General features: G+C 42.9%; 7 protein-coding genes. All 7 read right to left on the bottom strand.

Features of this window, described 5'->3' with window-relative positions:
• Positions 1-227: 227 nt before the first annotated feature.
• A complete protein-coding gene (gene ftsY, locus AACX33_RS03400) occupies positions 228-1928 on the bottom strand; it encodes a signal recognition particle-docking protein FtsY (protein WP_194002725.1) in 1701 nt (566 codons plus the stop codon).
• A gap of 159 nt (positions 1929-2087) precedes the next feature.
• Positions 2088-2717 (bottom strand): transcription antitermination factor NusB, encoded by a 630-nt coding sequence (gene nusB, locus AACX33_RS03395; RefSeq protein WP_194002727.1) that lies wholly within the window; start codon positions 2715-2717, stop codon positions 2088-2090.
• 106 nt (positions 2718-2823) lie between these two features.
• The gene (locus AACX33_RS03390) at positions 2824-3597 is read right to left on the bottom strand and encodes a DUF502 domain-containing protein (RefSeq protein ID WP_194002729.1); all 774 of its coding nucleotides are present in this window, start codon (positions 3595-3597) and stop codon (positions 2824-2826) included.
• Positions 3598-4491: 894 nt separating this feature from the next.
• Positions 4492-5403 (bottom strand): glycosyltransferase family 2 protein, encoded by a 912-nt coding sequence (locus tag AACX33_RS03385; protein WP_194002731.1) that lies wholly within the window; start codon positions 5401-5403, stop codon positions 4492-4494.
• Positions 5404-5571: 168 nt separating this feature from the next.
• A complete protein-coding gene (gene hpsJ-B / locus AACX33_RS03380) occupies positions 5572-6408 on the bottom strand; it encodes a hormogonium polysaccharide biosynthesis protein HpsJ (RefSeq protein ID WP_194002733.1) in 837 nt (278 codons plus the stop codon).
• 410 nt (positions 6409-6818) lie between these two features.
• Positions 6819-7454 carry a TIGR04282 family arsenosugar biosynthesis glycosyltransferase gene (locus AACX33_RS03375; RefSeq protein WP_194002736.1) on the bottom strand — a complete coding sequence of 212 codons (636 nt, stop codon included), beginning with the start codon at positions 7452-7454 and terminating at the stop codon, positions 6819-6821.
• Positions 7455-7560: 106 nt separating this feature from the next.
• Positions 7561-8127: a pilus assembly FimT family protein gene (locus tag AACX33_RS03370; RefSeq protein WP_194002738.1), complete on the bottom strand. Its 567-nt coding sequence runs from the start codon at positions 8125-8127 to the stop codon at positions 7561-7563.
• Between the last annotated feature and the right edge of the window lie 181 nt (positions 8128-8308).

Raw genomic sequence — 8308 nt, 5'->3', positions numbered from 1 at the left:
AATTAGTGCAAAGTATAGCAAAGTACTAAGAGGACTTTGCTATAGAAGCGGAGTATGGCTACGTTATGCAAGTTACAGGTCAGCGTAAATAGTACAACTACCACGGAAGGTCTCCCAGAGAAGCCCCGTTCTTCAAGGACGCTTGAACTGGGGCGGGGTACAAGCGTCCTCTGAGTCTTTCCCCCTGCTCCCTGCTCCCTGCTCCCCTGCCTCTTTTGAGGGCGGCGTTAGCCACTCAATAGAGCTTCGACAAACTCGTAGCTAGAAAAAGGTCGCAAATCTTCTATGCCTTCACCAGCTCCAATAAAGCGAATGGGCAAACCTAGCTGCTGTACAACGGCTAAGGCCACACCTCCCTTGGCTGTACCATCTAGTTTGGTTAAGACTACGCCACTGAGTTGGGCGGCTTGGGCGAAAACTTCAGCTTGGCGCAATCCATTTTGCCCTAGAGTGGCATCTAAAACCAATAGGGATTCTATTTTGGCATTAGGGGCTTTTTTGTCAATAATCCGCCGGATTTTGGCGAGTTCGTCCATTAAGTTTTTCTTATTTTGCAGTCGCCCGGCTGTATCTACTAAGAGTAATTCAGTTTCTCGTGCTTGGGCAGCTGCGATCGCATCAAATACCACGGCGGCGGGGTCTGTATTCTTCCCCGGATTGGCAATGACATCTACACCGCTTCTTTTACCCCAAACCTTCACCTGTTCCACAGCCGCAGCCCGGAAGGTATCTGCTGCCCCAATTAAGCATTTATAACCGGATTTTTGGGCGAGGTGGGAGATTTTGCCGATAGTAGTGGTTTTACCCGCACCATTGACCCCTGTAATTAACCAAATATTTAAGGTTTCTTTTTCTGGGGTAAAGCTAGAAGTTTGGGCTTTTTGCAATGGCGCATCTAACATTTCCCGCAAGATTTGTTTGAGATAGGCGATCGCCTCCTCCGGTGGAGTGACTTCTGCTAAGAGTTTTTTCTGTAGCGCACTAATAATGTAATCTGTGGCTTCTACACCCACATCAGCTTGTAGCAGTGCGGCTTCTATTTCTGCCACAGCCGCTTGATTCAGTGGCCCCTGCCCCACAATTGCCTTCAGTTGATTGAGGATATTACGACGGGTTTTGCCTAACCCTTGGCGGAGCTTTTTCAGCCAAGTAATTTCTTCAATAGAAACATCTTCTGGTCGTCTACCTTGAGCGGCTAATACTTCTGCTGACCAGACAAAACCTTCATCAAAAGCTAATCCGTCAATATCTTCGGCTGTTTCTGTTGTGGTGGCTACTGCTGGTAATACTTCCGGTGTCGGTACTTCAATAGCGCTGGCTATCAGCCGTTCTTGTTTGGCTTGCCGTTCTGCCGCCGCCCGTTCTAAAAAGGATAAATTACTCGGTGCTATTGGTTCTAGTGTAGTTTCTGCTTCAGTGCCTGTAGTCGATGACTCCTCAATTGCGGCTACTGCCTCTGGTGGTGCTGTCGGTGGCGCGGTTTCAATCTCCGCCGTTGCCGTTTCTACTTCTGGCGTTTCTAGTGGTGCTTCCACATCCACTGCCTCAACAGCCGTTTCTACTTCTGGAGTTTCTGGTGGTGTTTCCACATCCACTGCCGCAGTTGCAGTTTCTACCGTTGCAGATGTTTCTGGTAGTGTTTCCACATCCACTGCCGCAGTTGCATTTTCTACCGTTGCAGATGTTTCTGGTAGTGCTTCCACATCCACTGCCGCAGTTGCAGTTTCTACTTCTGGAGTTTGTTGTTTTTGCTGAATATTCTTATAGGCAGATTTAGCAAAGGCCAATAAATCTGCCGTTGCATCTGGTGTAGAAGTTACATCTGGCTCTGCTTCTGCTTCTGGAACTGGAGGAGTTTCTTCCTGTTTTTGTTCAGATGGGGTATCAGAGGAATCGTTATATTTACGGCGGAACCAATTAAAAACCATTGCAGCTATAGGTATTAGTTGTGAGTTTAAGTTATTAGTTATTAGTTAAAAGTTTAATCCCTCCCTTTCGATTATCCTCACCTCTCAAAGCCAGTTTGCCCAACAGGGGGGAAGCACCCTAAACAACTGGCTGATTCTCACAACGGTCAGGATCAAAGACTACACGGCTGCTTTTTGTTCTGTGACTCGGCGCAGAACCCCATTAATAAACCGATGTCCTTCATCTCCACTGTAGCGTTTGGCTAGTTCCACAGCTTCGTTGATCGCCACTCTGTCTGGGAGATTGAAAAACCTCATTTCTCCCACAGCGATTCGCAAAATATCTCGGTCTATTTGGGCTAGGCGAGTCACTTGCCAATCCACTAAAGCAGAGGAAATTTCCTCATCGATCATGACTCGGTGTTCGCTGATTACCTTGACCAATTCGATCGCATATCTGCCCACTTCTTTGTCTTGATTTGCTAGTTGAATCAATTCGGGGAACTCAACTGCGGCTCCGAGTTGATTGATGGCAGTTTGGGTGTAGTCAATGGCCTCCTTGAGGAGGTTTCTGGCAGTATTCAGGTCAGAGGCGCGAGTTTGGCTAGTTAAGAGGCGCTCGTTACTGCGTTGCAGTTCTCCTGTGGCGTTATCTAGAGTATCTTGCACTTCTGATCTCAGGGTGCGGACTGTGGCTAGCACTAGTTTTGGTAGATGCTCTTCTGTCAATTTTTTGGGGTTAATTGGCAACTGGCTGAGACTTAATAGTGCCAATTCACGAGCAATTTGTTGGGGTTTTCGTTCTTGCATGGAAGTGAGTGCCTAAGCACTAATGATTAGAGGTGAGTAATGAAGCAATTGTGGCAAAGTCAGATAATCATACTATCTATTTACTGGTAACTTTGCCGGATTTATTTTAAGTTTCCTCGCCGGGGATAATTGGCAGCTTGGTTTCTAAGGTTGGTATTTCTAGATTTCGCTCTTGGGACATAACTAGGGCAGGTAGAGGGTTATTCTGAGAGACGATACCGCCGGAAACTAAAACTTTAAATGCGTCTTCTATGGGCATAGATAGGTTGACTACCTCGTCCTCTGGAACGATCGCATACCATCCTGTGGTGGGATTTGGAGTACTGGGAATGAAAACACTGAGCATGGGACGGGGCATATGAGCTTGAATATCGCTACTCATAGTCCCTGTCACGAAGCCGATCGCCCATATTCCTCTTCTGGGATACTCTACTAAAATCACCCGGCGAAATTTGTCGTTGGAATCTTTGAGTAGGGTAGCTAAAAGCTGTTTCAGGGTTTTGTATACCTGTCCAGCTAAGGGAATTGCTTGCAATAGTCGCTCACCAAAATCCAATAACCAACGCCCCGCAATATTGCGAGCCATCAACCCTATTAAAAGAATGCTTAACAGAGGAACAGCAAGTCCCACAGCTAGATTCAGTATATTTACTACTATAGGTTGGAGACCGTCAAAGGGATTCAGTTGTTTGGGAATTTTGGTGAGAAAGTTGATTACCCAATTAGCGATAGTAATGGTGAGCCAAATAGTTGTTGCTAAAGGAATTACTACCAACAACCCAGCAATCAAGTCATTCTTTAAATCCTGTTTTAGGTGATTAATTCCCAAGTCCCTATTCTCCTGTTTTAGGCTACTGGAACTTTTGTGATTGGTATTCATACCAGTATATTTGTCAAATTACGAAGACATTGCTTGTAATATTTAATCCTTAAATCAACTACCCAATATCCTGAGCATCTGGGCTAATTCGCTAAAAATATCCACTTATTCCTAGAAAAACCTGATTTTCCTAGACTGGTGCAGATAAACACGTCAAACAATTTTAGATTTTGGATTTTGGATTTTGCTTCGACCCACAGATAAATCTAGGGGCTTGAGGATTTTGGATTTTGGTCAAACTTGTAAACGTTTGTTGCAAGTCTCTGACATATTACTCATCTTACCGCGAGCTATTCAAAGCTGCTGATAATTCTGTAAATCTTACAGTATATATAGTCGAGGCTGCTGATCAGCTTGTTAACTTCTCACTGATTTGGCTAAAAATTTAGTTAACAATATTTAATTTATTATAACATCGAAAAATATCCTCACAAAAATATCACGGGTCGTGTGGAAGCCACTTGGCTTTAGACAGTGGAGGAAACACGCCACCTGTGGTTTTAACCACCATGAAAAATGATAGAATTAATATGCAAGTAGGAATAATCATCTACGTTTTGAAGTGTTTTGTAAGGAGTAACCCCTAATTTATCTCGTACCTACACAAGTTGTAGCCCTGGATAAACAAGTAATGGGAAAACATGGAGCGTACCGAACTGGCTTGTGATGAACTCGGAAAGCATTAATTGATCTAAGTAAGCGCAATTGCAATACCTTTCGTGCTGGTAGTTGTTTTGAGCGTCTAGGGGGATATTTGACTATCCCTTTTAAGCCAAGTCTTAGAGAATCTGCGCGTTTTTCAACCGCAGAGTGTCAAAGATGAGAAAGTCTGGGGATCTGGGAAAAGCAGATTTTCGCAAACATCCTGCCAGTAGGATCAAAAGTTAGGTGTACTCAAATAGCATCAATTTTTTTTCCTGTTTGTGAAACAGTATGATGGGCTTGTGCTTTGTTCTCTTCATCGTCAGATAAGCCCATATTTAAACTGGGTATAGGCATATTTTTCATTTCCCAAACTTTCAGCAAAATCAGGTATTCGTAAAATGCCTGTAATGTACACCAAGCCATGCCGGCGCGTCCATCTAGACAACCGCCTAAAATAAAATACATATACAGAAAGCGCAGAAATGGTCTGGCGGGTAAACGTAAAGATAAATCTTTTAAGGCGCGTCGTCTTTCGATTTCTGTTTTACCCAGGAATAAATCTTGCCAGTTCACTTTACCTTGTTCAATTTGATGCAAGGTTTCTTTGGCTTCATCTGTAGAATAACGGTTATGTTTTTCAATCCAACGGCTTAAACCTTTGCCACAAGTGTAGTGAGGATATGTCTCTTTGACGAAACTGGTAGCACCGTTACATACTTCCCGTTCCGTATGACCATAATCTGTAAACCAAACTTTACCGTGGCGGAACAGACGCATTTGATAGCGGGGATATTGGGTGCTGTAGCGAATCCAATGATTCATGAACATCACACGTTCAGCGACGTAGTAGCCAATATAGTCGGGGCTTTTGGTGGCTTGTACGCATTCGGCAAACAGTTCTGGTGTCATGCGTTCATCGGCTTCGAGAATGTATACCCACTCATATTTGGGCGGAATAGATTCTAACATCCAGGTGCGTTGACGACCGTGGCTTTCAAAGGCGTGTTGGACGGTGCGAACAGGATACCGACTGGCAATTTCTCTAGTGCGATCGCTACTGCATGAATCTACAACTATGATGTCATCAGATAGCATTGCCGACTCTATACAAGCCGCAATATCTAGCTCTTCGTTATATGTCAGTATATAAATTGAAAACATTTCTCGGTTTTTAGAGGAATTTGTTAATTGCTAAATAAGTTTTTCGTCTAGGCTGAACCGCTGCGATCAGATGCTTACCACCTAGCTTCAAATACAGGAAATAGTGAGGACTAAAGTCCTCACTCACTACAAACCTTCACTCATTCACGCTATGCCATTGATAGTGAATTAGCGTGCGGCTACTTTACGTTTACTACCTTGTAAAACACCCATACTTCGTAAACCTGTCCAGCCAATGATCATGTAACCAATGGATAACAGCAAACTATTAATCCCAATTCGCATTCCCGACTTCCAAGCGTTGTCTTTGGCTTGTTTTTGCGCTTCTTCGCGACGTTGGCGAATTTGGCTGACTCTTTGAGTCGCCTGTGCTTGAGGATCTGTTTGCTGGGCGATAAAGCTCTCTAGTTCTTGGGGATTTGCTTTGAACTTCTTGAGTAATTCTTTTTGGGCTGCGGGCAGTTGCGGGTTATTCAATGCTTGTTGATATGATGCCTCATTTTTGAGCAGCTCGGTAAACTGATTTCTAGCTTGGTTTCGCAGCTGTTCTAGTTGCGCCTTTCCTTGCTCGTTGTTGATTTGGGCTTGGAATTGGGATAACTGATTTTGCAATTGATTTTCTGCTAGTTCGGCATCTTGGCGGATTTGCTCGACGTTTTGAATGCTAGCTTGGCGGACGTTATTCAAGTGCAAGGGAAAAATCAGCAAGAACATTAACCCTAAAAAACTGGCGAGTACCAGCACGGGAAATCTGATATCTATACCTCTTGGACCGCTATCACCAACACCATCAATCCAATAACCGACGAATAGCATTCCTATGCCCACTAAAGGCACAATGCCCCTGTCAACTATTGCCGTGGCTAAACTGATTTGCCATCCCCTATCTGTTGGTTGGAAGGGGAACATCAGAATCAAAAAGTCTAGTAAAAAGGACAAAATTAAGATGATTCCCACTACCTTGAGTGTCAGGGCAGCGTTTCCAGAAGCAAAACGATTAGTCATATTTTTGCAAATTTGTAGTGTATTAGTGTGATTATCCTATTTAAACTTACTTGAATATTCTTCCTATAACCGTTGTATGAAACTTAGATCATCAACCTAGTACAAGTCGGCGTAAATAAACAGACCATTCAAAATCCATGAAAAGCCCATTTTATAAGCTTTTTGACTTTTGACTTTTGACTTCCGCCTTGCGGTACTAGCTGTTATCCAAAAATATCAGTCTCGTATATACTTGTATATAATTTATGCAAGTTGGTTTTAAACTACACTAGAGTAGCATTTGTTTTCCAGACTGTCTTCAGAAAACACCAGGTAATGCAAGATACGAGGCTAGGCTGGGATCAACGAGTGGAAGAATATGCAGAACAGACAAACAAACACATGGAATTTGTTTAGCTCATATTTGCGCTTTAGTACTTTATACTCTGTTCCCAAATTGGTAAATCCTCTGGAATATCTACATCAGCTAAAGGAGGCAAGTAGGCAAGTGACATTTTGCGCTTTTCCGCAATATCCACAGATTGCTGTAATACTTGAGAAGTTCCCCAATCGATATTAACGAATAATTCTGGAATCAGACGACACAAACCAATCAAGTAATAACCACCGTCAATGGCTGGCCCCAGTGTCAGATCACAAGTATCTAGCAGATCAAAGGCTTGGGTAAGAATGTGAGCATTTATCCCAGGACAATCTATGCCAATGATTATGACTTGTTCTGCGCCAGATTGAAAGGCTTGAGCTAGCGATCGCACCATCCGCGCACCTAAATCACCCTCACCTTGAGAATGGTAGTCTAAATCAGACCCCAGCCAGTCTACCATCAGTTGCAAGTTACCGCCGGCAAATCGCACTTCCCAAGATATCGCCCTGGTTTTTTGCAATTCTTGCACCTGAAATATGGTACGTTCTGTCATCTGCCGTTGTAAATTGGCAGCGCCTACACTACCCAAGGCCGGGATGAGTCGGGTTTTTGTCTGACCTGGTTCTGGGTAGCGAGTAAAAATAATTAAGTGCTGTTTAGCAACGTCTGATGATTTCAGCACAGTATGCCTTTGAGTGAGGTACACAGGGGCGGGTATTTTTTCCATCCCCCACAAGATTTATCATATTAAAATGTGTACTTCATTTACTTATAAACTAGTGTAGCAATTAATAGCAATACTTATCGTCTTGCATCTTACTTTGCTCTTTTGCCGTTCGCATTGCCCCTAAAATTGTGGAAACAATCACGCAACGCTTGACCTTACCACCGCACTTAGTCGATAGAGTAATCCTTCCTAGAGGTGGTTGCCTGACATTACCTCGGTAATCAAATTGAATGCGTCTCACACCATTTGACTCTTGTAAGGTGGTTTCAGGATCAAGGCAGACATTCGAGTTTAAATCGTTCCAGTTAGCATCAGATGGATTAACTGTACCAGGATGAACCGCCCATTGAACGATACTATTTTGTTCACGAAAGCTAGCTTGCCAAGTTAATCTTTCCTTTTTGGCTTGACTTTGGGCTTGGCGCATCGCCCTGTATACTTGACCTTGGCTAGTGTTGAGGCGTTGAGTTTGGACAAAACTTAACCAGGTAGGTGCGGCGATCGCTGATAATGTCCCTATCATTAAAACAACGCTTAATGTTTCTAGCAGCGTAAAACCATTATTCAAATTAGCATAAAAATATTTTATAGTTTGCAAGTAATTAGATGAATTTCTGTATACCTTCATTGTGATGATTTGCTTTGATTTACTTATTTAATTTTTCAATGATTTAAAAATATTTAAAATGTCAAAAAATAGAAGTTATATTTATTTTTAATGAAATTAAATTAATACAAAAAACTGCTCCTTATACCAATTTAATATAAAGATGCATAAATAGTATTTAACCCGAAATCCAGTTCCCCTC

Source organism: Nodularia sp. LEGE 04288, from assembly GCF_963896525.1.
Taxonomy (GTDB): Bacteria; Cyanobacteriota; Cyanobacteriia; order Cyanobacteriales; family Nostocaceae; genus Nodularia.
This window is presented reverse-complemented; position numbering and strand designations above follow the sequence as displayed.